This is a genomic window from Nonomuraea sp. B12E4, from assembly GCF_039871825.1.
Taxonomy (GTDB): Bacteria; Actinomycetota; Actinomycetes; order Streptosporangiales; family Streptosporangiaceae; genus Nonomuraea.
This window is the reverse complement of record NZ_JBDPME010000001.1, coordinates 544,323-567,897: the sequence shown is the minus strand read 5'-3', so window position 1 is coordinate 567,897 and position 23,575 is coordinate 544,323. Positions and strand designations below refer to the sequence as shown.

Here is a 23,575-nt window from a genome sequence, read left to right as displayed (position 1 = left end):
CCGCGATTTTCCCGACCAAAACCCTTCGACATCCGACGCCCTGAAGTAGATCATTGGCCTTATGTCTGTGATCAGGGAGGTGCCGTACCCCAGTCGGGACTCCTCTGAGCTCCCCATGAACATCTGGATCGACGACTCCGACTCCGCCATCGACGTCATCGACGCCATGGCGCTGTCGCCGTTCGCGACGGGAGCCCAGCCGTGGTCACGCCTGGCCCATCTGGCACGCGTACGCCCTGACGCGATGCTGAGCCCCGCCGGCGGGCGCGTGATGCGCACCGCGCGGGTCGAGGACGGCACCGAGTCGCGGCTGATCTGCGGTGAGGGCTGGACCCTGTGCGTCGTACGCCACCGCAACCGCACCGCCACCGTCAGCGTCACGGCCGTGGACGAGGACCTGGCCAAGTCCGTCCTCACGGAGAGCATCGACGGCGCGGAAGAGCCCATGCCGGAGGCCGACCACGTCGAGATGGGGTTCTGGTGGCGCGGCATGCACGGCGGCACCCGCTCGGAGAAGCCGATCACGGCACCACCCTGGACCGAGGTCAGCGCCAACTACTCGGCGAAGGTCCGTCCGGCGCTCGACCGGCTGATGGCGATCACCCCTGACGACGTGAACGGCCGCCTCGTCCTCCTGCACGGCCAGCCGGGCACCGGCAAGACCACGCTGCTGCGCACCCTGGCCAGGCAGTGGAAGGAGTGGTGCCAGGTGGACTGCGTGCTCGATCCCGAGCGGCTGTTCGACGAGCCCGGCTACCTGATGGAGGTGGCCGTCGGCTACGACACCGAGGACGAGGACACGCCGCGGTGGCGGCTGCTGGTGCTGGAGGACTGCGACGAGCTGATCAGCGCGGGCGCCAAGGCCCAGGCGGGCCAGGGCCTGTCCCGGCTGCTCAACCTGACGGACGGGCTGCTCGGCCAGGGCCGCGACGTCCTGGTGGCGATCACCACCAACGAGGACCTCACCCGCCTCCACCCGGCGGTCGTGCGGCCGGGCCGCTGCCTGGCCCAGGTGGAGGTCGGCCCCCTGACCAGGGACGAGTCCGTGGCCTGGCTCGGCACCTCCGAGGGCGTCGGCCCCACGGGCGCGACCCTCGCCCAGCTCTACGCGCTGCGCGCGGGCCGCGAGCTCACCACCCCGGCCCCGGGCGAGGAGTCCACGGGCCTGTACCTCTGACCCGCCGGGCCGGGCGCGGGAGGCTCGGCCCGCAGGCCGAACCCGGCCGCGACCGCGGTCGAGCACGGCGCCACCGAGGTCAGCCGACAGGCCGGGCCTGCCGTCGGCGAGCGTCGAGGGACCGGCGTAGGTGTACGCCTGAGTCGCGGGAGTCATGCCGCGACCACAAAGATCGGCACCGACACAATCACGCTCCTACGTAAACCATCCGATGTGCGACATGCAGGACGAAACCACAATGGTGCCGGTGCTCACCGTCGATCTCGCCCGCGTCGCTTTCGCCCGCTTCGCCGTCCCCGCCGGGCCGGCCGTGGACGGGCGGTGGACGAGCGAGGAACGGCCGATCGGATTCGCCGCCACCCAGCTCGTGCCTTCATGGACGGCGCGCACCGCGCCCGGCTCCTGGATCGAGGTCGCGCTGCGGGCCACGACGGCGACGGGCGGGCGCACCAAGTGGTTCGTCATGGGCCGCTGGTCCGAGCAGGGTGACCCCCGCACCTCGGTGCCCGGGCAGGGCGACGAGGATGGAGACGTGGCAGTGGACACGTTCGTGGCCAGGCGGCCGGTGGTGACCTACCAGGTACAGGTCGTCCGGCACGGCGCGGGCGCCCGCGTGACCGGCCTGGGCGTGATGGCCTCGGCGGTGCCCCGGCACCCGGTCACACCGAGCACCCCCGGCGGGGAGGGACCGGTGGAGCTGGCCGTGCCCCGGCTCTCGCAGCACGCGCACGCCGGGCACCACCCGCGCTACGACGGCGGGGGCGCCAACTGGTGCGGCCCCGCCTCGGTGGCCATGGTGCTCGGCTTCTGGGGCCGCGGCCCGGCGCCCGCGGAGCTGGCCTGGGTGGGCGCCGGCGATCCCGCGCCGGGCGTGGACCACGCCGCCCGCGGCACCTACGACGAGAGCTACCAGGGCACCGGCAACTGGCCCTTCGGCGTGGCGTACGCGGGACGGTACGGGCTGGCCGGGTTCGTGACGCGGCTGCGGTCGGCGACGGAGCTGGAGCTGTTCGTACGGGCCGGGATCCCGGTCATCACGTCGCAGTCGTTCAAGGCGTACGAGCTGCCCGGGTCCTGCTACTCGACCGACGGGCACATCCTGGTGGTCACCGGCTTCACCGCCGGGGGCGACGTCGTGGTGAACGACCCAGCGGCGCCAGGGGAGGCCGAGGTGCGCCGGGTCTATCCGCGGGCGGCGTTAGAGCACGTGTGGCTCAGGGGCTCGGGCAGCGGGGGGATCGCGTACATCCTGCATCCGCCCGAGCATCCGCTTCCTTCCTGTACCAACGGCAATTGGTGAGTTGATGAGCATTAGACCGATCGACGTGGCGCGTACCGACGGAGGCCCCCAGTGGGTGGAGGCGGTGGCCACGCCCTCCGGTGTCGAGGTCTGGTGGGACGAGCCGCGCCCGCATGAGGGTGGCAGGCGCTGTGTGGTGCGCCGCCTGCCGGACGGCACGCGTACCGACGCCCTGCCTCCCGGCTGGAACGCGCGCAACCGGCTGCAGGAGTACGGCGGCCGCTCCTGGCGGCCGCTGCCCGGCGCCGGCCTCGTCTTCACCAACTGGGCCGACCAGCGCCTCTACCGCCTCGACGGCGGCGACCCGGTGCCGCTCACCCCCGCCGGCGCCGCCCGTTACGGGGACCTGTACCTGCCGCCGGGCCGGGACGAGGTGTGGGCGGTCCGCGAGACGGACGACGTGCGTGACCTGGTGGCGGTGCCGCTGGACGGCGGCCCGGTCAGGGTCGTCGCCAGGGCCCAGCACTTCCTGATGAACCCCCGTGTCTCCCCCGGCGGCCGCCAGGTCGCCTGGATCGGCTGGAACCACCCGAACATGCCCTGGGACAGCACCGAGCTGTGCGTGGCCCCGCTGGAGGCGGACGGCACCGCGGGCCCGTACCGGGTGGTCGCGGGCGGGCCCGCCGAGTCGGTGGTCCAGGCCGAGTGGCGCGACGACGCCACCCTGTACGCGGTGAGCGACCCCACCGGCTGGTGGAACGTCCACCTGATCCCCCTGGACGGCTCGCCCGGGCGCAACCTCACCCCGGTGGAGCTGGAGTTCGGCGCCGCGATGTGGAAGCCCGGCCTGGCCTGCCTGGCCGTCGCGGACGACGGCGCCCTGGTCGTCGTGTACGGCTCCCCCGACCACCGCCGCCTGGCCGTGCTGGACCCGGACTCGGGCGACCTGCGGGAGGTCGGCGGCGGCTCGGACGGGCCCACGTACTGGTCCTCGACCGTGTCGGTCGCGGGGCCGGTGGCGGGCGGGAAGGCGGCAGCCGTGCGGGCGACGCCGTACACGCCGCTGGAGGTGGCGCTCGTGGACCTCGCCGGCGGCGCGTACGAGGTGGTGTCGGCGCCGAAGCCGCTGCCCGCGCGCGACCTGCTGCCCACTCCGGAGGCCGTGACGATCGAGGGCGTGCACGCGCACCTGTATCCCCCGGCCCAGGCGCCGGGCGGCCCGGCCCCGTACGTGATCTTCGTGCACGGCGGCCCCACCGGCAACCTGCCGATCACGCTCGACCTGGAGATCGCCTACTTCACCAGCAGGGGGCTGGGCGTGGCCGTGGTGAACTACGGCGGGTCGACCGGCTACGGCCGGGCCTACCGCGAGCGGCTGCGCCACCAGTGGGGTGTGGTGGACGTGCAGGACTGCGCCAAGGTGGCCCGCGGCCTGGTCGAGCTGGGCCGGGCCGACGCCGCCAGGCTCGCCGTCCGGGGCGGCAGCGCGGGCGGCTGGACCACGGTGGCCGCGCTCGTGCACAGCGACGTGTTCGCGGGCGGGGTCGCGCACTACGCGATCACCGACCCGGAGAGCTGGGCCGCCGAGACGCACGACTTCGAGTCCCGCTACCTGGACGGCCTGGTGGGCCCGCTGCCCGAGACGCGGCAGCGTTACACCGAGCGCTCCCCGCTCCTCAACGCCTCCCGCGCCTCCGGCCCCTGCCTGATGCTGCACGGCCTGGAGGACGCCATCGTGGACGTGAGCCAGGCCGAGCGGTTCACCGCCGAGCTGGACAAACATGGCAAAGAGTGGGCCTTGCTCACCTTCCCCGGGGAGCAGCACGGCTGGCGCCGGGAGGAGACCATCGTCGCGGTACTGGAGGCCGAGCTGGCCTTCTACGGGCTGATCTTCGGCATGGAGACGCCCGACGTACCACCTTTGACCTTGAAGGGAAGATCGTGAGGAGCGTTGCCGAGATCTGCTCGGATCTGATCAGGTTCGACACCACCAACCCCGGCTCGGGTGAGCGCCCGGCGGCCGAATACGTGGCCACGCTGCTGGCTGACGCCGGGCTGGAGCCGGTGGTGTTCGAGTCGGCGCCCAGGCGGACGACCGTCGTGGCCAGGATCGACGGCGACTCCTCGGATGCGCTGCTCGTGCACGGCCACCTCGACGTGGTGCCCGCCGACCCGGCCGAGTGGCGGATGCACCCGTTCTCCGGGGAGATCGTGGACGGCTGCGTGTACGGGCGCGGCGCGGTCGACATGAAGGGCTCGTGCGCGATGACCCTGGCCACCGTGCTCGATCTGGCGGCGCGGGGCGTGCGGCCGAAGCGCGACCTGGTGCTGGCGTTCCTGGCGGACGAGGAGGCGACCGGCGATTTCGGCTCGCGGCACGCGGTCACCCAGCACCGGGAGCTGTTCGACGGGGTGACGGAGGCGATCAGCGAGTCGGGCGGCTTCAGCGTGGCCTCGAACGGGCACCGGGTCTACCCGATCGCGGTGGGCGAGCGCGGCACCGCCTGGATGAAGGTGACCGCGCACGGCGTGGCGGGCCACGGCTCGCGTCCCGCCGTGGACAACCCGGTCGCGACGCTGGCGCACGCGCTGTCGCGGGTGGCCTCCCACCAGTGGCCGGTACGCCTGACGCCGCCGGTCGCGGCCCTGCTGGACAGCCTGTCGGAGATCACCGGGCAGCCGATCGACCTGGACCGCCTGGACGCGGAGGCGGCGCGGCTCGGCCCGCTGGGCAGCCTGTTCAGGGGCCAGATCCGCAACTCGGCCAACCCGACGATGCTGGAGGCCGGTTACAAGGTGAACGTGGTGCCGTCCTCCGCCGGGGCGCACGTGGACGGGCGCTACCTGCCGGGGCTGCAGGAGGAGTTCCTGGCCACGATCGACGAGCTGCTCGGGCCCAAGATCACCCGGGAGTTCGTCAACCTGGAGGACGCGCCCGCCACGCCGTACCCGTCGCCGTTCTTCGACGAGCTGGCCACCGCCCTGGTGGCCGAGGATCCGGAGGCGCGGCCGGTCCCGTACGTGATGGCCGGCGGCACGGACGCCAAGTCGTTCGCCCGGATCGGCATCGAGGGCTACGGCTTCGCGCCGCTCATGCTCCGGCCCGACCTGGACTACTTCGGCATGTTCCACGGCAAGGACGAGCGGGTGCCGGTGGAGGGCCTGGAGTTCGGCACCCGCGTCCTCGCCCGCCTGCTCACCTGACGAGCCGCGTCCCGGCCGGGCCGAACCAGGTGGTGAGCGCCTCGGGCAGCCCGTCGCGCTCACCCGCCCAGGCGACGTACCCGTCGGGGCGCACCAGCAGCACGCTCGCCCCACCCGCCACCGCACCGCCACCACCGGCGGCCACCGGAACACCGCCAGGCGCAGGCACACCGCCAGGCACAGGGACATCGGCGGGCAGGGCGGCGCGGGTCAGGCGCACGCGGTCGCGGTGGCCCTTCATGGCCGCCAGGAGCCCCTCGATGCCGGGCGCGCCTGACAGGTCCACCACGAGCCCCCGCCCGTCGCCCAGCGCCTCTGTGGCCCCGCTGAGCCGGCCTCTCGCGGTCCGGGCCTCTCCGACCTGGCCTGTTTCGAGCAGACCCGTGTCGGACAGACCCGTGTCGAGCAGGTCCGTGTCGAGCAGGTCCGTGTCGAGCAGGTCCAGCGGCGGGACGAAACGGCCGACGCGGGGGTCGGCCGAGCCGGGCGCGTAGTCGGTCTCCGTCCCGTCGGCCATCCCCGTGAAGTGCCGCTTGGCCTCGGGCAGTTCCAGCACCTCCGCCAGCACCTCGCGCAACGCCTCCACCTGCGCCCCCGGCCGCATCAGCGCCACCTGCGCCCGCGTGTTGCGCAGCACTCTGGCCGCCACCGGGTGCCGCTCGGCGGTGTAGGTGTCCAGCAGGCTCTCCGGCGCCAGGCCGCGTGCCACCAGCGCCAGCTTCCACCCCAGGTTGAGCGCGTCCTGCAGGCCCAGGTTGAGCCCCTGCCCGCCGATGGGCGAGTGCACGTGCGCCGCGTCCCCCGCCAGCAAGGCCCGCCCCTTCCGGTACGTGTCCGCGTGCCGGGTGTTGTCGCTGTAGCGGATGCCGGTCTCCAGCCGGTCCACGACCACCTCCCGCCCCGTCACGCGCCGCAGGCTGGCCCCCAGCTCCTCGGCCGTCATCGGCGCGTCCCTGTCCTCGGCGGGCCCGCCGTCGAACTCGATGGTGGCGACCTCTCCGGGCACCAGCGACAGGTTCACCAGCCCGCCGGGGCCGCGCAGGGAGGACGTGACGGCCGCGGGGTCGGCCAGCTCGGCCACCGCGGTCCGCCCCGTCATGGTCGCCGGCGTCCCCTCGAACGCGAACCCTGACCGCTTGCGCACCACGCTCCGCCCGCCGTCACACCCCACGAGGTACGCCCCGCGCACGACCCGCCCGTCGGCGAGCGTGGCCACGACACCCGCCACGGGCTCACCACCGAAGTCCGCCGCGGGCTCCTCGGCGACGTCCACCACCGTGCAGCCCTCCCAGACCGGCACCCCCAGCTCGGCGGCCCGCGCAGCCAGGATGCTCTCCAGCCGGTCCTGCCTGAGCATGAGGTACTGCGCGGTCCCGGCCTCGCTCAGCAGCGGCAGGCCGCTGAAGTGCCCCTTGACCTGGCCCTTCCTGAGCAGCTCCAGCATCAGCGCCACCACGTCGGCCCCCGCGGGCCCGGGGCGCCCGGCCAGCTCGTCGAGCATGGCCCACTGCTCGGCGGCCAGCGGCTCGGCCAGCCCGCGCAACGCCAGGGACTGCACCGTCCGCTCGTTGAGCGAGCGCAGGCCGAGGCTCCGCGTCCGGCGCTGCCCGCCCGTGGCCGCCTCCAGGACCAGCACGCCGGCGCCCGCCAGCCTGAGCTCGCACGCCAGCAGCAGCCCGACCGGCCCGCCGCCCACGACGATCACATCCACCGCCATCTTCCGTCCTCCCCGCCTACTTACATCGTATGTGTACGCCGTAAGTAGAACACGTACACCGTAAGCTTTGTCAAACGGCGAGGAAGGGGCACGCATGACACGACGGGAGCCGCTGAACAGGGAGAGGGTCCTGGACGCGGCCCTTGAGCTGGCCGACCGGGAGGGCCTGGAAGGGCTGTCCATGCGGCGGCTGGCGAAGTCGCTCGGCGTCGAGGCGATGTCGCTCTACAACCACGTCTCGAACAAGGCGGACATCCTCGACGGCATCGCCGAGCGGGTGTTCAGCCAGGTCGAGCGGCCGGATCCGGCGCTGCCCTGGCAGGAGCAGGTGCGCGCGGCGGCGCTGGCCATGTATCAGGCGTTCAGCCGCCATCCGGTGGTGCCGCTGGCGCTGGCCACCGACCAGTCCAACCCGACCTCGGCCCGGGCGCTGGAGCCCATCGACGGCCTGGTGGGGGCGCTGTTCGAGGCCGGGTTCGACGACCTGGGCGCGTGGCGGGCGCTGGGCGCGGTGAACTCCCTGGTGATGGGGTCGCTGCTGCTGTCCACCGGCGGGTTCACCGGTGGACAGCAGCAGCACGCGGGCGCGGCGAACGTCAGCGCGTACATCCGCGAGATGGACCCCGACCGGCTCCCGCACTTCAGCAGGCTGCTGCGGATGACCCGGGAGCAGGGCGTGCGGCCGGCGGCCGACTTCGAGCATGCCCTCGACATGCTGATCAGCGGGCTGGTCGCCGAGGCGGCCACCCTACGCCCCGCCTGACCAGCCGGGGCCCGCGCCGTTTCAGGAGAACTTGGTCTTCGGGCGCTCCTGGAGCTCGCCGTCCACGTAGATGTCGAGTTTCTCGTTGTAGAAGGCGATCAGGCCGGCCACCTTCTGGCTCTCCGGCAGCGGCGTCCGGTAGGACCAGGCCAGGTCCTTGCCGCCGTTGACCGACCAGTATTCCGCCGTCCCCTTGTACGGGCAGGAGGTCGTGGTGTCGGTGCCTTCGAGCAGGTCGAGCCGTACGTCCGTCTTGGGCAGGTAGTAACGGGCGGGCAGCCCGGTCTCGAAGAGGATGCGCGGGCTGTGCGAGTCGGCCACGGTGACGCCGTCGACCTCGACCCGCACGTGCCGGTTGCTGGCCAGGATGTCGACCCGCGTGTACGGGTCACGCGGGTGCACGAACACCTCCTCGTCCTCCTCGAACCAGGCGTCCATGGCCTCCCACTGGAAACGCACGTGCCCGCGGATCTGCTCCAGCGGCGAGTCCCGGTAGACCAGGGCCGCGTCGGCGGCCTCGGCCGTCCCCGAGGCGACGGTGTGGACCTCGGCGTCCCCCCGGCTCGGGGAGTGCTTGACGGCCCCGGTCGCCTTCAGCGCGGACTCGTCCACGTCCTCCAGCGGGATGTAGTACGTCGGATAGTACGGAACCTCCCACACCAGCAGGGCTGAGGTGGTGTCGGCCACCACCCGGCCATCGAGATAGGTCCTCACACGTTTGGCCGTGGGCTCTACGCGTACCCGGCCACGGTTTGTGGCGTCCATGTCCGGCAGAACCCCGGCGGCGAGCCCGCTATTCCACCCCGAAGGCCAGCAGCGTCAGCAAGGTCGCCAGCGTGCCGGTCACCGCCCCGGCCACCACCTGGGGCCAGGTGTGGTGCGTGAGGCGTACCCGGGCCCAGGACACCAGCGCCAGCACGGCCGCTCCCGCGATCGCGGTCGGCCAGGCGGGCAGGACGTGCGCGAGCACCACCACCGTGCCCGCCCAGACGGCGGCGTGGAAGGAGATCTTCCAGCGCAGCGTGATCGGCACGGTCACGGCCAGCGCCACCAGCATCGCCGTCACGGTGGCGACCAGCAGCGTCGGCGCGCCCAGCACGACCAGCAGGGCCAGCGCCGCCAGCACGGCCGCCGCCGCGGCCAGCAGCGGGCCGGTGCGGCGGGCGCGGTCCACGATGTGGTGCGAGTCCAGGCGGCCGGAGCGCACGCCCAGCGCGATCACCGCCGCCGGGACGCCACCGCACAGCGCCGAGGCCACCAGGCCCCACGCCGCCCCGGCCCAGCCCTGGGCGAGCAGGCCCACGAGCGGCGGCATGACGATCACCAGCACCTGCGGTGCCAGCAGGTTCGTCACCCGTTTCGCCAGGAGATCGGCCGTCATGTCAGCAAAGGGTATGCGATCATGGACGACGCGCCCCTCCAGGATCCGTGGTCAGCCCTTACCGGCCGCGTTCACGATGCGGGTGGTCGAGCGGCCGGGGATGGCCGCCATCTCCCAGCACTCGGCCCCCAGGATCGCCGCCGCGGCCGCCCGGGCCCCGGCGTGCGGGTCTCCCGCCGTGTGCGCCAGCGCCGCCGGGCACATCGGCGCCAGCAGGTCGATGTAGTCCTCGGGCCCGTGCGCCTCCGGCGGCCCCGTCACGACGAACACCCCGGTCACGAAGCGGAGCGCGGCCAGCACCTCGGCCCGCTCCGCCGCCGGGTTGAACGGGCGGGTCGGCCCCTTCCAGGCCCGCACCCGCGGGTCGTCCTCGACCCCGACGACGAGCGGCAGCCCTCGCGCCGCCACCTCCCCCAGATAGCGCACGTGCCCCACGTGCAGGATGTCGAAGACCCCCGTCACGACCGCCGCCCCGGGCTTGTCGTACGGCTGCACCCAGACGGCCTCCAGACTGCTCACGCGACCTCCTCCGACGGCCGGGCGAGTAGGCTGCTCTGCACGACTTTGCTCCTCCACGGGCCTAGACGACTCGTCGATCGCAGCGTACTCGGTCGGCCTCGGCGGTCGCGCAAGCGACCTTGGGAAAGGGCATTCCTACCTTTTCGCAATAATCTGCATCCCTGGTCTGGCGCGTCTCATAACGTCACCGGATTTGGGGGAGGTCGCCGTGGCACCGCCGGACGTCAGACATGCCACCGGGTCAGCGGATGGAGCCGGGTTCGAGGACGGAGAGGACGAACCCGGATCACACGATCTCGTGGCCCGGCTGCCGGGGACGCCCTCCCAGGTGTCCAGGGCCAGAAACCTCGTCACGTCCGCGCTGGGCCGCGACCACCCGTTCCATGACGACGTGGTGCTGCTCACCAGCGAGCTGGCCACGAACGCCATCCTGCACACCAGGTCCGGCTCCGACGGCTCGTTCACGGTGGCCGTGACGAGCTCGGACACCCTGGTCAGGGTGCACGTGTCGGACGCCGGCTCGGACGGGCCGCCGTGCGTGTGCCGTACGGAGGCGCAGGCCACCGGCGGGCGCGGCCTGCCGCTGGTCGAGGCGCTCAGCCACCGCTGGGGTTTCGTCCGCGAGGACGGCGCCACGACGGTCTGGTTCGAGCTCCTGCGCTCCCCCGTGCCCGCCGGGGTGGCGGTTTAGACGTCCAGGCGGCACAGGCCCTCGGCGAGCGCCTTGGTGGTGAGCCGGGTGCGGCTGTCGCAGCCCAGCTTGGCGAAGATGTGCTCCAGGTGGGTGGTCACCGTGCGGACGCTGAGCACGAGCGCGGCGGCGATCTGCGGATTGGAGTCCCCGGCCGCCACCCGGGTGAGCACGTCCACCTCCCGCACCGTGAGGTCGTAGGGGAGCGTGCAGGGCCGCTCGGCCACGATGGCGCCCTGCAGCGTGCCCTGGAACCCGACCCCCGCCCTGATCAGCCGCAGCTCGTGCCACCGCCCGTCGCGGTCGAGCCAGAGCCCGTGCCGGCCCAGCTCCCGCGAGTCGATGAACGCCCGGGCGAACGCGGCCGCCGCCGGATCCTCCCACAGCGCCCGCGACACCGCGTGCCGGGGCACCTCGCGCCGCACGCCCAGCCGGTCGAACGCCACCGCGCGGAAGTCCGCCGGCAGGCCCACCGGGTCGATCACGCACCTGGTCAGGTCGGTGACGTGGGCCAGCATCGGGCTCGCCGCCGCGACCAGCTCCCCGGTGATCCGCGGGAAGTCCCGCCTGGCGGTCAGGTGCAGCAGCCCCGTGTATCGCCCCTCGCTCAGGAACAGCGGCGCCGTCAGCCCGGCCCGCCAGCCGTAGGGGGCCAGGTGGCGCCGGAAATAGCGCTCGGTGCCCGGCTGCGGCATCCGCACGGGCTCGCGGCTGACCATCGCCGCCTGGTATGCCTCCAGCCCCGCGTATTCCTCGGCCGCGTCGCGGTCGATGCGCCGGTGCCCGTCGGAGACGACGCTCTGGTGCCGCCCCGTGGCGGGGTCGAACGCGACGAACTCGTAGGCGTCGAGCGGGATCACCCGGCGCAACGCCGCCATCGCCCCGTGCGCACCCCCGCCGCCCGCCACCTGGAAGCCCACCTCGGCGAACGCCCGCAAGTGGCGCACACCCAAGGTGATCTCGACCACAGGCCCTTTATACCATCGCCAGAATTTCCTTACCGGACATCGGGAACCCGCGTGGGCCGCGGTCGCCGCGGCCTGCCGCCCACGGGCCGCCCGCCCGCCTTGATGCTATGGTCGTGCCATGCAGCGCGCCTCCGTCACGACGACGCCGGATCCCCACCCGGCGCGCTGATTCCATGCTTCCCGGGCGGACGCCCGGGAGCTGGTCGTTCGCCCTTTTCACAGAGAAGGACGATCATGAACGACCACCGCAGACTCGGCCGCGAGCTGGGCATCTTCGACACCGACCCGCTGATCGGCGCGGGCCTGCCCTACTGGCTGCCCGCCGGGGCGGCGCTGCGCAAGGCCATCGAGGACTACGTCCACGAGCTCGAACGCCGTAACGGCTACCAGCACGTCAACTCGCCCGTGCTCGGCAAACGCGAGCTGTACGAGCGGTCCGGCCACTGGGCGCACTACGCCGAGGACATGTTCCCGCCCATGATGGTGGGTGGCGAGGAGTTCGTGCTGCGGCCCAGCCTGTGCCCGCACCACGCGCTCATCTACCGCTCGCGGCAGCGCAGCCACCGCGAGCTGCCGCTGCGCCTGGCCGAGCTGGGCGGAATGTACCGTTCCGAGCTGTCCGGCGTGCTCGGCGGGCTGACCAGGGTGCGCTCCATCCAGCTCAACGACGGCCACGTGTTCTGCCCGCCGCAGGCCGCCGCCGCCGAGGCCGCGGCGGCGCTCGACCTGATCGAGGCCGCGCACGCCCAGCTCGGCATCCGGGCCGTGCGCTACCGGCTGTCGCTGGGCGGGGACGACGGCAAGTTCGTGGACGACCCCGGCTTGTGGGCGCGTTCGGAGGCGATCCTGCGCGAGGTGCTGAAGGAGCGCGGCCGGGACTACGAGGAGGAACGCGGCGAGGGCGCCTTCTACGGCCCGAAGATCGACATCCAGATCGCCGACCCGGCGGGCCGCGAGAGCACCCTGTCCACCGTCCAGGTGGACCTCTACCAGCCCGAACGCTTCGACCTGCGATACGTCGGCGGCCACCGGCCCGTGATGGTGCACCGCAGCGTCGTCGGCGGCCTGGAACGCCTGGCCGCGCACCTCGTCGAGGTGCACGGGGGCGCGTTCCCCGCCTGGATGGCGCCCGTGCAGGCCGTGGTGCTGCCCTTGTCGGAGGCCGAGTCGGCCGCCGCCGTGGACCTGCTGCGGCGCTGTGTGGCCGCCGGGTTGCGGGCGGAGCTGGCGCCCGCCGACCGGGGCAGCCTGGGAGCCAGGATCAGGGCGCACCGGCTGGTGCCGTACCAGCTCGTGGTGGGGCCGCGCGAGGTGGCGAGCGGGCAGCCGTCAGTACGGCTGCGCGACGGCGGCCAGGCGGGCCACGTGCCGGTCGAGCGGCTGGCGGCCGATTCGCTGCCCGTTTTCTGATTCCGCCGCCACGGAAATCAAAAAGGTAACGGCCCCTTCCCAGATCAAGTAAGGGACTCGTAAAGTCCCTGCAACGCGCCGTGTCGGGAGGACGACTTGACCGAGCTGAGCGACCGTGAGGCCGAGCTGGTTTCCGCACACGAGCAGGAACGCCCGGCCCGGCAACTCGGCGGCGCCCTGCGGCTCGGCGTGTGGATCGTGGGCGGGTCGCTGTCGGTCTATTCGCTGGTGGTGGTGTTCCGGCCGGTCGAGGCGGTGGAGCACCGGATCACGTTCCTCGCGGTGGCACTGCCCCTGGTCTTCCTGTGCTACCGCGCGGGGACGGGATCGCTGCTCCAGCGGCTCCTCAGACGCGGCACCGGCACCCCGGAGCCCGCCGCCCCGGCGGAGGCCGGGATCCCCGAACCGGCGCGGCGCGCGGAGCGGCCGAGCGTGGCCGACTGGCTGCTGGCCGCCGCCGCGCTCGCCGTGCTGGTCTACCCGCTGCTCGACATGGACGGGTTCCGCCAGCGCGGCTCGGGGGCGGCCCTGACGGAGCTGGACATCGCGGCCGGGCTGGTGCTGACGGTGCTGCTGCTGGAGGCGGTACGCCGCACCGTCGGCTGGGCCCTGACCATCATCTGCATCATTTTCCTGATTTATGCCTATTACGGAGCCTATTTACCTATTGATTGGACGATCGGGCACCGCGGCTTCGACCTCAGCCAGATCGTGTCCCAGCTCTACACGGGCACCGAGGGTTTCTTCGGCGTGCCGATGCAGGTGGCGGCCAGTTACATCATCCTTTTCACCATTTATGGCGCCGTACTCGACTATTCAGGCGCGAGCCGGTTCTTCATCGACCTGAGCTTCGCCGCCTTCCGCAGGTCCCGGGCCGCCCCCGGCCGTACCGTCACCACGGCGGGCTTCCTGCTCGGCACGGTGTCGGGCTCCGGCGTGGCCACCACGGTGAGCCTGGGCAGCGTCGCCTGGCCGGTGCTGCGCCGGGCGGGCTACCCCAGGGAGCCGGCCGGCGGCATCCTGGCCGCCTCCGGCATCGGCGCCATCCTGTCCCCGCCCACGCTGGGCGCGGCGGCCTTCATCATCGCCGAGTACCTCCGGGTCGGTTACCTCCAGGTGCTCCTCTACGCGACGATCCCCACGATCCTGTACTACCTGGGCATCTTCCTGGCCATCGAGATCGACTCGCGCCGCTTCGGCACCCACGCCGTGGGGGTGGACGCGCCCAGGGCGGGCAGGCTGCTGCTGCGCTTCGGCTACCACTTCAGCTCGCTCATCCTCATCATCGTGCTGATGGCGCTGGACCGGTCGGCCTTCCAGTCCGTGGTGATCGCTACCGGCATCGCGTTCGCGCTGTCGTTCCTCGACCCACGGCACCGGATGGGGCCCCGGCGCGTCGGGCAGGCGCTGGCCAAGGGCACCCTGGAGGTGCTGCCGGTGACCGCGGTGTGCGCGGCGGCGGGCATCATCGTGGGCGTCATCACCCAAACCGGGCTCGGGCTCAACCTCAGCGGGATCATCGTGGACCTCGCCGCGGGCAACCTGATCCTGACGACGGTCATGTCCGGGGTCGCGGTCATGCTGCTGGGCCTGGCCGTCCCGGTGACCGCGAGCTTCATCATCGCCGCGGTGATCATCAGCCCGGCGCTCATGGCGCTCGGGGTGACGCAGCCCGAGGCGTACATGTTCGTCTTCTACTACGCGGTGCTGTCGGAGGTGAGCCCGCCCACGGCGCTGTCCGCGGTGGCGGCGGCGGCCATCACCGGCGGCAACACGTACCGGACGATGATGATGACCTGGCGGTACACGCTGCCGGCGTTCCTGGTGCCGTTCGCCTTCGTGCTGACGCCGAACGGGCAGGCGCTGCTCGGGCAGGGGCCGATCGGCACCGTGCTGCTGATGACCGCCCTCTCGGCGGTCGCGGTGGCGGCGCTCGCGCTGGCCACCGGCGGCCTGAGCGCGTGGCCCGAGCGCCTGCTGACCGCCGCGGCCGCGGTGCTGCTGCTGTTCCTCGAGCCCGTCCCCATCGTCGCCGGCCTGGCCGCGCTGGCCGTGGTCGCCGCCGTGCACCTCGTCAGAAGAAGCAGAAGGGACCCAGCGTGAAGCGGATCACAGCGATCGTGGCGGCGGCCGTCCTGGTCGTGGCGGGTTGCGGCAGCGGAGGAAGCGGCGGTGGCGGGTCGGGCAACCGGCTCTCGATCGCCACGGGCGGCACGACGGGCGTCTACTACGTGTACGGCGGCGGCCTGGCCAAGCAGCTCTCGGCCGGCATCGCCAACACGCAGGCCACCGCGTCGGTCACCTCGGCCTCGGTGGAGAACATCAAGCTGCTGGCCTCCGGCCGGGCCGACATCGGCTTCTCCCAGGCGGACACGGCGGCCGACGCGGTCAACGGCAAGGACACGTTCACCGCGAAACAGCCGATCAAGGCCATCGCCCGCATCTACGACAACTACGCGCATGTCGTGGTCGCCCCCGGGGTCGAGGCGACCACGGTCGCGGACCTGAAGGGCAAGGTCGTCTCGCTGGGCCCGGCCAACTCCGGCACCCAGGTGGTGGCCAGGCGCATGCTGGAGGCGGCGGGCCTGAACCCCGACACCGACGTCACCAAGCAGCAGCTGTCGATCAACGAGTCGGTGCAGGCCGCCAAGGACGGCACCGTGGACGCGTTCTTCTGGGTCGGCGGCCTGCCCACCAGCGGCATCACCGACCTGGCCACGAGCAAGCCGGACATGAAGATGCTGGACACCAGCGACGTGCTGGCGAAGATGCAGACCACGTACGGCGAGCAGTACGTCGGCCTGGACGTCGACCTGGCCACCTACAAGCTGCCCGGCACCATCAAGACCGTCGGCATCGCCAACGTGCTGCTGGTGCCCGACAAGATGAGCGATCAGCTCGCCCACGACATCACCAAGGTCCTGTTCGAGAAGAAGGCGGAGCTGACGGCGGTGCACCCGGAGGCCGCCAAGCTCGACCTGGAGCTGGGCCGGCAGGTCGCGCCGGTCCAGTTGCACCCGGGGGCGGCCCGCTACTACCAGGAAAAGGGCTGATCAGGCCGGCGCCGGCGCTGGTGGCGGCGGTGGTACTCGGGATGGCGCTCGGCTCCGGCGGCGGCGCCGGGCGCCTCACCGTGAACGGCCTGCCCATCCAGAGCGGGTTCGCGATCGGGTATGTGCATTCGGTCTACCACGCCCCCTCCGCCGAACTCTTCACCGTGGCAGGCCGCCGCTTCACCATGTGGGCGGTCGTCTCGACCGACGACAGCGTGCTCGACTACTACGCCGTGGCGGGCACCCGATCCCGCACGCCGGACGGGTTGTGGGTGCTGCGCCTGGCCGAGCCCGCCACGTACCAGGAGCTGTCGCTGCTCACCACCTCCATCGGCCGCAGGACGCTGCTGGCGGACGGCCGCTGCCTGCGTCTCTACCCCGCCTCGGGTGCCGCCGAGGTGCGCCTGGCGGTGGAGCTCACGCCGGACCCGCGCGGCGAGCCCTGCCCGCCGCCCTACAGCCAGTCCCGCTTCTTGAACGCCGTGTAGAGCGCGACGGAGGTCAGGGCGACCAGCACCAGGGACATCCAGAACCCCCACGACTGTCCTTCGCCGGGGTAGGGCACGTTCTGCCCGTAGAAGCCGGTGATCATGGTGGGCACGGCGATGATCGCGGCCCAGCTCGTCACCCGCTTCATGATCTCGTTCAGCCGGAAGCCCTGCTGGGCGAGGCGGGTCTCGCGGACGTTCGCGAGCATCTCGCGAATCGACTCCACCCACTCGGTCACGCGCAGGACGTGGTCGTAGACGTCCTGATAATAGGGCGCCAGCACCGGGTCGGAGATGATCCCCTGGTCGCGGCGGAGCAGGGTGCTGACCACCTCGCGCATCGGCATGGTGATCTTGCGCAGCCTGGCGGTGTCCTTCCGCAGCACGTACATGGCGCGCTGCAGCTCCCTGCTGTCGTGGACCTCGTCCTCGAACACCGATTCCTCCATCGCCTCCGCCTGCGCGTCCAGGTCCTGGACCAGCTCGAACTGGCCGTCGACCACGTAGTCGAGCAGACCGTGCAGCAGGAAGCCCACGCCGTGCTCGGCCAGGTGGGCGGAGGAGTCCCAGCGCCGGATCACCTCGTCGATGTCGAAGTGGTCGCTCTCCCGCACGGTGACCAGGGCGTTGTGGGTGACGAAGGCGTTCACCTCGACGGGGTCGAGCCTCCCGTCGTCGAAGTGCACCCCGTAGACCGTGATGAACAGGTGGTTCTCGTACGTGTCCACCTTGGGGCGCTGGTGGTCGCTGAGCACGTCCTCGACGGCCAGTGCGTGCAGCCCGAGCTCCTCGCCGATCACGCCGAGGTCGGCCGGCGTCGGGGAGCACAGATCGAACCAGACAGTGTTGCTGGGATCACCGACATAGTCGGAGACGTCCTCGATGGGGAACCCTTCCTTCTCAAGGACACCATTCTTGTATAGACGCGTGTGCACTAGCCGAGTCTGGCAAATCGCTTCGCGTTTCGCACAGCCGCTCCCTCCGGGTCGTTGTTGAAGTAGACGTAGACCTCCTGCCAGCCCGCCTCGCGCAGCCGCCCGGCCCACGTCTTCAGGGCCTTGTCGCCGTACTCCCAGCCGGCGCGGCCCTCGTGCAGCCGTACGTAGCCCCACTCCGCGGTACGCCAGAACGGGCTCTGCGGCCGGCCCAGCCGGTCCCCCCAGCACAGGGCCGCCCCGTGCCGCCGCAGGATGTCCCGCACCTCCTGGGTCCACCAGGAGTCGTGCCGGGGTTCCACGGCCACCCGGACGCCCGCGGGGAAGCAGCCCAGGCAGCGGTCGAGCCGGTCCGGGGCGGCCTTCAGGGTGGGCGGGAGCTGCAGCAGGATCGGCCCGAGCTTGTCCTTCAGCTCGGCGGCGGCCCCCATCAGCCGCTCCACCGGCTCCTCCGGGTCGGCCAGCCGCTTGATGTGGGTGAGGAACCTGCTGGCCTTGACCGCCATCACGAACCCGTCGGGCGTGCGGTCGCGCCAGCCGGCGAACGACTCGGGCGTCGGCAGCCGGTAGAAGGCGTTGTTGCTCTCGACCGTGGCGAACGCCTCCGCGTACGTCTCCAGCCACAGCCGCAGCGGCACGCCCGGCGGGTACAGCACACCGCGCCAGTGCCTGTACTGCCACCCGGAGGTGCCCACCAGCCACGTCATGCCGTTGGCCCTACCCAGCACCGCGACGTGCAGTACTGTCCTATCCGTCATCCCGAGGAGGATCTCTCACACGATGGGCGCCAACCACACGCACGGCACCGCCGTGCCCGCCTCCCGGCGTACGGTGCTGGCCAGCCTGGCCGTGCTGGTGCCGCTGGCGATCGTCACCCTGGCGGGCCTGCTGTGGCTGTGGCCGGACGGCGGGCTGGACACCGGCGGGGGGCCGTCCTCCGTCGAGCGGCGGAGCGGCACGGTCACCGCCGTCACGCTCAGGCCGTGCCCGGCCGTCCCCGAGGGCGCGCCCCGGCCGGACCCCGCCACCTGCGGCAACGCCGTCGTCACGGTCGGGGACGGGTCCGAGGCGGGCAGGAACGTCACGCTCCGCCTGCCCAGCGCCCCCGGGTCACCGCGGTTCGCGGCGGGCGACGACGTGATCCTGCTGCGCGACGCGGACGGGGCCTACCAGATCTCCGACCACGACCGGGCGACGCCGCTGTGGTTGTTCGGGGCGGCCTTCGCGCTGGCGGTGATCGCCTTCGGCCGCTGGCGCGGGGTGACGGCGCTGGCCGGGCTGGTGGTCACGTTCGTGCTGCTGCTGACGTTCGTCATCCCCGGCATCCTGGCGGGCGAGTCGCCGATGCTGGTGGCCATCGTCGGGGCGGCGGCGATCATGCTGACGGTGCTCTACCTGACGCACGGCTTCTCGCTGCCCACCTCCATGGCCGTGCTCGGCACGGTGGCCAGCCTGGCGCTCACCGGGGTGCTGTCATACGTGGCGCTGGGGATGGCCCGGCTCAACGGAGTCACCGACGACAGCGCGCTGACCCTGGGCATGAGCCTGTCGATCGACACGCGGGGACTGCTGCTGGCCAGCATCATCATCGGCGCGCTCGGGGTGCTCGACGATGTCACGGTGACCCAGGCGGTGACGGTGGCCGAACTCGCCCACGCCAACCCGTCCTACGGCTTCGCCCGCCTCTACCGGGCGGCCGGCCGGGTCGGGCGGGCGCACATCGCCTCGGTGATCAACACGATCATCCTGGCGTACGCGGGGGCGTCGCTGCCGCTGTTGCTGCTGTTCAGCATCGGGGAGCAGCCGCTCGGTGACGTGCTGACGACGCCGGTCGTCGCCCAGGAGATCGTCCGTAGCATCGTGGGCACGCTCGGCCTCATCGCCGCCGTCCCCATCACCACCGCCCTGGCCGCGCTGGCCGCCTCCCGCCGCGCCGCCCCCGAGCCGGACGAGCCCGGGGACCACGACTTCTTCGCGCCGCAACGGTCCGGGCCGGACGAGCCCGAGAGACACGACTTCTTCGCGCCGCACGCGTCCAAGCCGGAAGAAGCCGACAGACATGACTTCTTCGCCCCGCACGACGGGCACCTCGCGGACGAGCCCCGAAACCGGCGCTCCGCCGCGCGCGAGCCGTCCGACCGGCCCGCCCGCCACCGCCGGGCGCGCACCTAGCCGGGGTCACCCCGGCCGGCCGCCCGGCCGGGTCAGCTGATCGCGGCGCTGCCGTCCACCCGCAGCTTGCGCCGGGCGCGCTCGTAGAAGGTGGTGCCGACGCGGACCACCTTCGCCGCCCCCGGCCAGGCGTGCACCTTGACGATGTCGCCGGGGCACAGGTGCCCGACCACCGCCCCGTCGACCTCCACCGCCAGCCGCCCGCTGCTGGGCAGCACCTGCAGCGTCACGTCCTCGTCCGCGGGCAGCACCAGGGCCCGGTTGAACGCGGAGTGCGCCGCGGCGGGCACGACCAGCACCGCCTCGACACGGGGCGAGACGATCGGGCCGCCGGCGGAGAAGCTGTAGGCCGTGGAGCCGGTGGTGGTGGCCACGATCACGGCGTCGGCCGCGTAGTTGACGAAGGGACCGCCCGGCGGGGCGCCGGAGTTAGCGTTGGGGTTGCCCGACGGGGTGACGGACACGGCCGCCAGCCCGTCGCCCGGGATCCTGACCAGCGCGATGTCGTTGAACGCGGTCACCTCCGTGCCCGCGATCTCGCTGCGGATGGCCATCCGGGGCTCGATCGTGTATTGGTGGCGGTCGATGGCGGACAGCGTCGCCGCCAGCTCGTCCACGTCGATCTCCGCCAGGAAGCCGAGCCGCCCCAGGTTGACCCCCAGGATGGGCGTCGGCCGGCCCGCCAGCAGCCGCATGGTGCGCAGCATGGTCCCGTCGCCGCCGAGCCCGACCAGCAGATCGGCGCGCTCCACGAGGCTGGCCGCGTCGACCGGCACGGCGCTGCAGTCGATCCGCCCCACTTCCTCCGGCAGGCCGAGCACGGTGACTCCGTTGTCACCGGCCCAGCGCAGGATGGTGTCGATCGCCTTCTTGGAGTCGCGCTGGGGGTGCAGCACCAGCCCGACCGTTCCGACCATGCCCATGACGCCAACCTTAGGCGATGCCGGCGGGCCCGTTCTCAGCGGACGAGGCAGGGACGTTTCGGGTCGAATGTCCAGTCCTTGACCAGATATCGCATGGCGACGGCGTCGTCCCGGGCGCCCAGGCCCTCACTGAGGTAGAGCTCGTGCGCCGCGGCGAGGGCCGCGCGGTCCAGCTCGACGCCGAGTCCCGGGGTGTCCGGCACCTCGATGGCGCCGTCGGTGATCTGGAACGGCCGGGTGGTGAGCGCCTGGCCGTCCTGCCAGATCCAGTGCGTGTCCAGCGCGGTGATCTCGCCCGGGGCGGCCGCTCCGGCGTGCGTGAACATGGCCAGCGAGATGTCGAAGTGGTTGTTGGAGTGCGACCCCCAGGTCAGGCCGAAGTCGTGGCAGAGCTGGGCGACGCGGACCGAGCCGGCCATGGTCCAGAAGTGCGGGTCGGCGAGCGGGATGTCGACGGCGCCGGCGCGTACGGCGTGGGCGAGCTCGCGCCAGTCCGTGGCGATCATGTTCGTCGCGGTGGGCAGGCCGGTCGCCCGCCGGAACTCGGCCATCGTCTCCCGCCCGGAGAAGCGGCCCTCGGCGCCGCACGGGTCCTCGGCGTAGGCGAGCACACCGCCGAGCCCGGAGCACAGCCGGACGGCGTCGGCGAGCAGCCAGCCGCCGTTGGGGTCGAGGGTGATCCGCGCGTCCGGGAACCTGCCGGCCAGCGCCCTGACCGCCTCGATCTCCTCCTCGCCGGCCAGCACACCGCCCTTGAGCTTGAAGTCGGTGAAGCCGTAGCGCTCCTGGGCCGCCTCGGCCAGCGCGACCACCGCGTCGGGCGTGAGGGCCTCACGCCTGCGCAGCCGGGACCAGCGGTCCTCACCGGCGTCGTCCACGCGGTAGGGCAGGTCGGTCCGGCCGGGGTCGCCCACGTAGAACAGGTAGCCCAGCATCGGCACCCGGCCGCGCTGCCGGCCCTCGCCGAGCAGCTCGGCCACGGGCAGGCCGAGGTGCTGGCCGTGCAGGTCGAGCAGGGTGGACTCCAGGCCGGTGACCGCGTGCACGGTGGTGCGCAGGTCGAAGGTCTGCCGGCCGCGGCCGCCGGCGTCCCGGTCGGCGAACCGCGCCGCCACCTCCCGCAGCAGGCTGCGGTAGCCCGCCACGGGCCGCCCGACCAGCAGCGCGCCCGCCTCCTCGGCGGTGCGGCGGATCGCCTCGCCGCCGGGCACCTCGCCGAGGCCGGTGCGCCCGTCGGAGTCGGTGGTGATGACGACGTTGCGGGTGAAGTACGGCCCGTGCGCGCCGCTGAGGTTGAGCAGCATGCTGTCGTGCCCGGCGACCGGGACGACCTCGACGCGCTGGATGGTGGGCGACATGGTCCTGCCTTCTAGCTGATCTTGTTGATGAGCGCGGTCAGCTCGTCGAGCTCACCGTCGGTGAGGTTCCGCAGCGGCGGCCGTACCGGTCCCGCGGGCCTGCCGACGGCGGTCAGGCCCGCCTTGATGATCGACACCGCGTAGCGCCGGCCGGGTCAGGGCCGCTGGAGGCGGGCGCGCGAGTTGGACAGGTGCAGCCGCATCGCGGCGCGCGCCGCCGCGGCGTCCTGGTCGGCGATGGCGCGGTAGACGTTTTCGTGCTCCAGGGTCACCCGGGTGACGTGGGTGGCGTCGGAGACCGTGTAGCCGTGCTCCAGCCGGGTGCGCGGCAGCATGATCATCATGGGGCCGAGCGAGGCGAGCAGGTCGGAGTAGAAGCGGTTGCCCGAGGCGAGCGCGATCTCGTGGTGGAACCGGAAGTCGGCCTCGACGGCGCCGCTGGGGTGCTCGCCGGCCCTGCTCAGGTCGACCAGGGCCCGCTCGATGGCCTTGAGCCGCAGGTCGGTCCGGCGCTCCGCGGCCAGGCCGGCCGCCTCAGTCTCGACGCCGATGCGAAAGTCGATCATGTCGAGGACGTCGCGGTGTGTCCTGATCTGCGCGGCCTCCACGGAGAACCCGGCGGAGGCGGGCAGGGCCAGCACGAACGAGCCGCGCCCCTGGAAGGTCTCCACCAGGCCGGCCGCCTGGAGCCGCGAGATGGCCTCGCGGACCACCGTGCGGCTCACGCCGAACTCCTCGACGAGCGAGGACTCGGTCGGCAGCTTCTGGCCGGGCGCGATCTCGCCGGCGAGGATGCGCGCCTTCAGCCGCTCGACGAGCTCGTGCGCGAGGCCGCGCCCGGTGTCGCGATCGAGCTTCTGGTCTGGCGGCACGGCTGACAATCTACCGGGCCGCGGCATGGAACTCGACGTCGTGCCTATGCGGGTGTCGCCGGCGGGGGGTCGTCGCGCAGCCGGCTGTAGAGGAATCCGTCCCGCCATCGCCCGGCCCGGAACTCGCCCGCACGAATCCGGCCCTCAAGCTGGAAGCCGGCCTTCTCCAGCGATTTCTGCTCGGCGACGTTCTCCAGGTGGGTGGCGGCCTGGATCCGCTGCGCCGGCGTGTGGTGGAACAGGTAGTCGCACAGCATCGCCTGCGCCCGCCAGCCGATGCCGCGGCCGCGCCACTCGGGCAGCAGCGCGATCCCGATCTCCCAGTATTTCGCCAGGCCGGCGTACAGGCCGGCCCGGTAGCTCACCAGCCCGGCGGCGACATGGTCGTCCTCAAGCTCGACCATGAGCCGCCCGTCGTCCGCGCCGAGATAGCCGTCGGCGGCGAACCGCCGGGAGGGCTCCTGGGCGTCACGGAAACCGGCCCAGTCGAGGCCGATGAGGAACGGCTCGGTGAGGAATCGCCGGAACATGGCCAGGTCGTTCTCTTCTACCGGCCGCAGCCGGATGGATGATGCGGTCATCTCTCGGACCGTACGTCCCCTTCGCGTGATGTGAGCGGCAACGGCTCGCCCACACCTACGTTGCCCGATCGGGCAGGCGATTTGTCAGCATTTGGGGCAGTTGTGAGATACGGCCCCGTGTCC

General features: G+C 72.3%; 23 protein-coding genes. 11 read left to right on the top strand and 12 right to left on the bottom strand.

Features of this window, described 5'->3' with window-relative positions:
* Positions 1-61: 61 nt before the first annotated feature.
* From ABGB18_RS02560 to ABGB18_RS02545, 4 genes are all read left to right on the top strand, one after another.
* Positions 62-1,177: a DUF5925 domain-containing protein gene (locus ABGB18_RS02560; RefSeq protein ID WP_347693648.1), complete on the top strand. Its 1,116-nt coding sequence runs from the start codon at positions 62-64 to the stop codon at positions 1,175-1,177.
* Between the two features lie 220 nt (positions 1,178-1,397).
* Positions 1,398-2,477 (top strand): C39 family peptidase, encoded by a 1,080-nt coding sequence (locus ABGB18_RS02555; RefSeq protein ID WP_347693647.1) that lies wholly within the window; start codon positions 1,398-1,400, stop codon positions 2,475-2,477.
* A 4-nt stretch (positions 2,478-2,481) separates the two neighbouring features.
* Positions 2,482-4,362 (top strand): prolyl oligopeptidase family serine peptidase, encoded by a 1,881-nt coding sequence (locus ABGB18_RS02550; protein WP_347693646.1) that lies wholly within the window; start codon positions 2,482-2,484, stop codon positions 4,360-4,362.
* Positions 4,359-5,621: a M20/M25/M40 family metallo-hydrolase gene (locus ABGB18_RS02545; RefSeq protein ID WP_347693645.1), complete on the top strand. Its 1,263-nt coding sequence runs from the start codon at positions 4,359-4,361 to the stop codon at positions 5,619-5,621. Before ABGB18_RS02550 ends, ABGB18_RS02545 begins: the two co-directional genes overlap by 4 nt.
* Here the strand turns inward: ABGB18_RS02545 and ABGB18_RS02540 are convergent.
* Entirely contained in the window at positions 5,614-7,338 is a 1,725-nt protein-coding gene (locus ABGB18_RS02540; RefSeq protein WP_347693644.1) for an FAD-dependent monooxygenase, read from the bottom strand. The genes ABGB18_RS02545 and ABGB18_RS02540 overlap by 8 nt on opposite strands.
* A 94-nt stretch (positions 7,339-7,432) precedes the next feature.
* On the opposite strand from ABGB18_RS02540, the gene ABGB18_RS02535 reads away from it, so the two are divergent.
* Positions 7,433-8,101 carry a TetR/AcrR family transcriptional regulator C-terminal domain-containing protein gene (locus ABGB18_RS02535; protein ID WP_347693642.1) on the top strand — a complete coding sequence of 223 codons (669 nt, stop codon included), beginning with the start codon at positions 7,433-7,435 and terminating at the stop codon, positions 8,099-8,101.
* A 21-nt stretch (positions 8,102-8,122) separates the two neighbouring features.
* On the opposite strand, the gene ABGB18_RS02530 is transcribed toward ABGB18_RS02535, so the two are convergent.
* The 3 genes from ABGB18_RS02530 to ABGB18_RS02520 all read right to left on the bottom strand — a co-directional run bounded on the left by ABGB18_RS02530 (position 8,123) and on the right by ABGB18_RS02520 (position 10,001).
* Positions 8,123-8,815, bottom strand: coding sequence for a DUF427 domain-containing protein (locus ABGB18_RS02530; protein ID WP_347693640.1), 693 nt, complete (start codon positions 8,813-8,815; stop codon positions 8,123-8,125).
* Between the two features lie 79 nt (positions 8,816-8,894).
* Positions 8,895-9,482: a hypothetical protein gene (locus ABGB18_RS02525; RefSeq protein WP_347693639.1), complete on the bottom strand. Its 588-nt coding sequence runs from the start codon at positions 9,480-9,482 to the stop codon at positions 8,895-8,897.
* Positions 9,483-9,533: 51 nt separating this feature from the next.
* Positions 9,534-10,001 (bottom strand): adenylyltransferase/cytidyltransferase family protein, encoded by a 468-nt coding sequence (locus ABGB18_RS02520; protein ID WP_347693638.1) that lies wholly within the window; start codon positions 9,999-10,001, stop codon positions 9,534-9,536.
* Between the two features lie 208 nt (positions 10,002-10,209).
* On the opposite strand from ABGB18_RS02520, the gene ABGB18_RS02515 reads away from it, so the two are divergent.
* Positions 10,210-10,692, top strand: coding sequence for an ATP-binding protein (locus tag ABGB18_RS02515; RefSeq protein WP_347693637.1), 483 nt, complete (start codon positions 10,210-10,212; stop codon positions 10,690-10,692).
* Here the strand turns inward: ABGB18_RS02515 and ABGB18_RS02510 are convergent.
* Positions 10,689-11,660: a LuxR C-terminal-related transcriptional regulator gene (locus ABGB18_RS02510; protein WP_347693636.1), complete on the bottom strand. Its 972-nt coding sequence runs from the start codon at positions 11,658-11,660 to the stop codon at positions 10,689-10,691. The two genes, ABGB18_RS02515 and ABGB18_RS02510, sit on opposite strands and share 4 nt — an antisense overlap.
* A 102-nt stretch (positions 11,661-11,762) precedes the next feature.
* On the opposite strand from ABGB18_RS02510, the gene thrS reads away from it, so the two are divergent.
* The 4 genes from thrS to ABGB18_RS02490 all read left to right on the top strand — a co-directional run bounded on the left by thrS (position 11,763) and on the right by ABGB18_RS02490 (position 16,611).
* Positions 11,763-13,070, top strand: coding sequence for a threonine--tRNA ligase (gene thrS / locus ABGB18_RS02505; RefSeq protein ID WP_347694292.1), 1,308 nt, complete (start codon positions 11,763-11,765; stop codon positions 13,068-13,070).
* Between the two features lie 96 nt (positions 13,071-13,166).
* Positions 13,167-15,173 carry a TRAP transporter fused permease subunit gene (locus ABGB18_RS02500; protein ID WP_347693635.1) on the top strand — a complete coding sequence of 669 codons (2,007 nt, stop codon included), beginning with the start codon at positions 13,167-13,169 and terminating at the stop codon, positions 15,171-15,173.
* Positions 15,170-16,123: a TAXI family TRAP transporter solute-binding subunit gene (locus ABGB18_RS02495; protein WP_347693634.1), complete on the top strand. Its 954-nt coding sequence runs from the start codon at positions 15,170-15,172 to the stop codon at positions 16,121-16,123. Before ABGB18_RS02500 ends, ABGB18_RS02495 begins: the two co-directional genes overlap by 4 nt.
* A 29-nt stretch (positions 16,124-16,152) precedes the next feature.
* Positions 16,153-16,611 carry a hypothetical protein gene (locus ABGB18_RS02490; protein ID WP_347693633.1) on the top strand — a complete coding sequence of 153 codons (459 nt, stop codon included), beginning with the start codon at positions 16,153-16,155 and terminating at the stop codon, positions 16,609-16,611.
* Here ABGB18_RS02490 and ABGB18_RS02485 read toward each other — a convergent pair.
* A complete protein-coding gene (locus ABGB18_RS02485) occupies positions 16,578-17,546 on the bottom strand; it encodes a magnesium transporter CorA family protein (RefSeq protein WP_347693632.1) in 969 nt (322 codons plus the stop codon). The genes ABGB18_RS02490 and ABGB18_RS02485 overlap by 34 nt on opposite strands.
* Complete coding sequence (locus ABGB18_RS02480) at positions 17,546-18,304, bottom strand: DUF72 domain-containing protein (protein WP_347693631.1); 759 nt, start codon at positions 18,302-18,304, stop codon at positions 17,546-17,548. Before ABGB18_RS02480 ends, ABGB18_RS02485 begins: the two co-directional genes overlap by 1 nt.
* A gap of 22 nt (positions 18,305-18,326) precedes the next feature.
* On the opposite strand from ABGB18_RS02480, the gene ABGB18_RS02475 reads away from it, so the two are divergent.
* Positions 18,327-19,718 (top strand): YibE/F family protein, encoded by a 1,392-nt coding sequence (locus tag ABGB18_RS02475; RefSeq protein ID WP_347693630.1) that lies wholly within the window; start codon positions 18,327-18,329, stop codon positions 19,716-19,718.
* A gap of 32 nt (positions 19,719-19,750) precedes the next feature.
* On the opposite strand, the gene ABGB18_RS02470 is transcribed toward ABGB18_RS02475, so the two are convergent.
* Genes ABGB18_RS02470 through ABGB18_RS02450 form a run of 5 tightly spaced genes read right to left on the bottom strand, consistent with a single transcriptional unit; the run spans position 19,751 to position 23,452 of the window.
* Positions 19,751-20,641: an NAD(+)/NADH kinase gene (locus ABGB18_RS02470; RefSeq protein WP_347693629.1), complete on the bottom strand. Its 891-nt coding sequence runs from the start codon at positions 20,639-20,641 to the stop codon at positions 19,751-19,753.
* A 35-nt stretch (positions 20,642-20,676) separates the two neighbouring features.
* Positions 20,677-21,999, bottom strand: a complete 1,323-nt coding sequence (locus ABGB18_RS02465) for an enolase C-terminal domain-like protein (protein ID WP_347693628.1) — start codon at positions 21,997-21,999, stop codon at positions 20,677-20,679.
* Positions 22,000-22,010: 11 nt separating this feature from the next.
* A complete protein-coding gene (locus ABGB18_RS02460) occupies positions 22,011-22,136 on the bottom strand; it encodes a hypothetical protein (protein WP_347693627.1) in 126 nt (41 codons plus the stop codon).
* Between the two features lie 18 nt (positions 22,137-22,154).
* Positions 22,155-22,871: a FadR/GntR family transcriptional regulator gene (locus ABGB18_RS02455; protein ID WP_347693626.1), complete on the bottom strand. Its 717-nt coding sequence runs from the start codon at positions 22,869-22,871 to the stop codon at positions 22,155-22,157.
* Positions 22,872-22,915: 44 nt separating this feature from the next.
* Positions 22,916-23,452, bottom strand: a complete 537-nt coding sequence (locus ABGB18_RS02450) for a GNAT family protein (protein ID WP_347693625.1) — start codon at positions 23,450-23,452, stop codon at positions 22,916-22,918.
* Between the last annotated feature and the right edge of the window lie 123 nt (positions 23,453-23,575).

Excerpts from the sequence above, each read along its gene's own strand:
- ABGB18_RS02550 (WP_347693646.1), top strand. The coding sequence starts at position 2,482 with ATGAGCATTAGACCGATCGACGTGGCGCGTACCGACGGAGGCCCCCAG.
- ABGB18_RS02560 (WP_347693648.1), top strand. The coding sequence starts at position 62 with ATGTCTGTGATCAGGGAGGTGCCGTACCCCAGTCGGGACTCCTCTGAG.
- ABGB18_RS02480 (WP_347693631.1), bottom strand. The coding sequence starts at position 18,304 with ATGACGGATAGGACAGTACTGCACGTCGCGGTGCTGGGTAGGGCCAAC.
- ABGB18_RS02470 (WP_347693629.1), bottom strand. The coding sequence starts at position 20,641 with ATGGGCATGGTCGGAACGGTCGGGCTGGTGCTGCACCCCCAGCGCGAC.
- ABGB18_RS02465 (WP_347693628.1), bottom strand. The coding sequence starts at position 21,999 with ATGTCGCCCACCATCCAGCGCGTCGAGGTCGTCCCGGTCGCCGGGCAC.
- thrS (WP_347694292.1), top strand. The coding sequence starts at position 11,763 with ATGCTATGGTCGTGCCATGCAGCGCGCCTCCGTCACGACGACGCCGGA.
- ABGB18_RS02525 (WP_347693639.1), bottom strand. The coding sequence starts at position 9,482 with ATGACGGCCGATCTCCTGGCGAAACGGGTGACGAACCTGCTGGCACCG.
- ABGB18_RS02540 (WP_347693644.1), bottom strand. The coding sequence starts at position 7,338 with ATGGCGGTGGATGTGATCGTCGTGGGCGGCGGGCCGGTCGGGCTGCTG.
- ABGB18_RS02475 (WP_347693630.1), top strand. The coding sequence starts at position 18,327 with ATGGGCGCCAACCACACGCACGGCACCGCCGTGCCCGCCTCCCGGCGT.
- ABGB18_RS02450 (WP_347693625.1), bottom strand. The coding sequence starts at position 23,452 with ATGACCGCATCATCCATCCGGCTGCGGCCGGTAGAAGAGAACGACCTG.
- ABGB18_RS02555 (WP_347693647.1), top strand. The coding sequence starts at position 1,398 with ATGCAGGACGAAACCACAATGGTGCCGGTGCTCACCGTCGATCTCGCC.
- ABGB18_RS02535 (WP_347693642.1), top strand. The coding sequence starts at position 7,433 with ATGACACGACGGGAGCCGCTGAACAGGGAGAGGGTCCTGGACGCGGCC.